The organism is Streptomyces sp. NPDC054796 (genome assembly GCF_053611545.1).
In genome coordinates this window covers 1-2454 of the sequence record NZ_JBSHAO010000143.1, presented here as the reverse complement: position 1 = coordinate 2454, position 2454 = coordinate 1, and the positions used below count along the sequence as shown (strand labels likewise).

Sequence of the window (2454 nt, the reverse complement as noted above, 5' to 3'; positions counted from 1 at the left end):
CGTTCTCGAACTGGTCGAAGAAGACTACGAGCGGGCCTGCGTGCCAGGTGGCCATGCTCAGGGTCTGCACGGCGCTGGCGAGGCTGGCCCAGCTTGCGTCACCGGGAAGGGACAGCACGCGTGCTTTCTGTGCTTGGCGGGCGGCCAGACTGAGGGCATCGGTGACGAACCGCTTTTGGGTTGCGGTGCGGGAGTCCACGATCAGGGCGTGGCCCTTGCGCTGGGCCGTGAGGGCTTTCAGGCGCAGGGCGGCGGAGCTTTTACCCCAGCCGGACTTGGCGTTGAGGACCAAGACGCCTGCATGGTCATCGAGGGCCCGGCCAAGCTGGGCGACCAAGCGTCTGCGCCCGACGAAGAACTTCGGTGCGGCGGGCAGGTGGTATTCGAAGTCCGAGCCGCTGCCGGAGACGGCCACGATCAGCGGCGTTGTCTCGGTGCGTGGGGTGTGCGGCGCCGGTGCGGCACCGCGTGCGTCGACGGCAGGGCAGCCCTGGGCGTATTCCGCAGTCGTTACCGCATCGAGGACCGCGGTAGGGACGGCGCCGTGAGCGGCCCAGACCAGAACGCGGACTGGCTTGCGGGTGGCCGCATCCAGCTCGAGACAGGCCGCGTGTACCCCGTCTTCGGTCACCACGACAGCCGGGTCGCTGCTCAGCAGTCCCTCAAGGGGGCAGTTCACGATCGCCCGGCGGGTGCGCAGCAATTCGGCGATCGTGGCGGCGGTCAGGACGTGAAAGCCACTGTCGTGGGCGGTGATCTTGCGGGTGTACTCGTGCCCGCTGCTGGTCAGCCGCGGGATGGCCACGAAGAAGCCCTGGGCATTCGGCGTATCGAAGCGGTGGGTGACCAGTTTGCTGTGGAAGGTGCCCAGCATGGACGCGGGCACTGGGCTGGTGTAGGCCTTGCACTCGGCGATGGCCCGCTGGCCGGACAGCTCGTGGGAGGCGACCACATCCAGTTCAATGCAGTCTGCGCTCACGTTCAGGCGCTCGGTGGTGGGGGCACTGTAGCCGTAGGCGTGCAACAGCCGGGCCACGAACGCCTCGAACAGGTGCCCGCGCGCGTTACGGACGGCGGCCGGGGTGTCCCCGTGGGCCAGCACCAGCACGACAGGGTCGGCCACCGTCAGTGGGGTGCTCGCAGCCAGGTCCGACGCATCACCACATTCACCAGCCTCTGCCACAGCGATCCCCCTTCCGGCACGCCCCCATACCGGCGATCAGCGTAATGCCCCGAGAGCCGTTCGCGTCGCTGATCCCGACTGCGGCTGGCGATCAGACGGACGGGTCGCGGGTCTCCGGCGGTTGATCAAGTTGTTGTTCTCGGCGTCGTTGCTCCACTCGGAGGGTTTCGACCCTGGCAGTGAGGAGAGCGAGGTTGGCCGCAGGGTCGGCGCTGTCGTAAGGCGGCAGCGCGAGGTGGAAAGCGTTAGCGTGCTCTTCGATCGAGTCCGCCGTTTGCTGAAGGTTGAAGCTGCGTTCGCGGAACTTGTAGTACCCCGTGATACCTGCGCAGATGGCGACCAGCATGGTCAGGCCGATGATGATCGATTTGAGTGGCTGGGTAGTGTCACTGAAGGACTGCGCCCCAGCGTTAACAATCGAACCGATGATGATCAGGAGCTGGAAGAAGTTGTGCCGCCGACGGTAGCGGTGGCTCTCTTTGCGCAGCTGATCCAGTTCCTCGGGTATGGACTGGCGGTAGGCGAACTGCCTGTTGCGGATGGGGATGTCTAGCGGGGTCGCATCGATGAGCCGGTTCTCGATTGCGATTTCGAGCTCCAGCTCGAGCTCATCGCGAGTCAGCCGATCCCCAGAGGTCCCAGGCCGTGGGCCCTCATGTCTGACTGTTTCTATCCATGAGGACCCCACCAACCCAACAGCAAATACGACGCCCAGGAGAACAAGCACCGTGTTGAAGGGGGCCATGTCGAAGCGCCGCCACGTCAGCGCTGTAGGGACGGCGACGCCGAGCACGCAGAGCACGACACAAGCACCGAAGCCGTACATCAGGCGCTGCCGGAGGTTCACCTCCCGGATGTGCTGACGCAGCTGCAGGACCCGTTCGTTGTGTTCACGCAGGCGTGCAACAGGCCCGAGCGCCGGCGGGACGGACACCCATTCCCCCTTCTAATCTGCTCGTCCCGGTCTCGTCTCGGGCTTCCTCTCAGCTCGGCGAGCCTGCGGCAGATCGTCTTCTTCCGTGTACCGGCACGATAGGGCCACGGCCCTGCGTAGCGGGCAGAGTCGCAGCAGATGGCGTGATCACGATCTTCGGACCGCGCCATGCACGGTCCGACCCGCCCACCTCACTACGCTGACCGGCGGGATGCCCACGGCGAACAGGGCGACCATGACGAACGCAATCGAACGCATCGAAGCCCTCCTGGACGAAGGCGTCCGCGACAAGGTCTACCCGGGCGCCGTATGGGCGGTCGGCACCGCCACCGGCACC

The 2454-nt window shown here is 66.0% G+C and carries 2 protein-coding genes; both read right to left on the bottom strand.

The window, feature by feature from the left end:
• Nucleotides 1-1183, bottom strand: a 1183-nt coding sequence (locus ACWGJ2_RS40210; RefSeq protein WP_453351377.1) for a restriction endonuclease, incomplete at its 3' end; no start/stop codon positions are given.
• A gap of 91 nt (nt 1184-1274) precedes the next feature.
• Entirely contained in the window at nt 1275-2117 is an 843-nt protein-coding gene (locus tag ACWGJ2_RS40205; RefSeq protein WP_453351376.1) for a DUF4231 domain-containing protein, read from the bottom strand.
• Between the last annotated feature and the right edge of the window lie 337 nt (nt 2118-2454).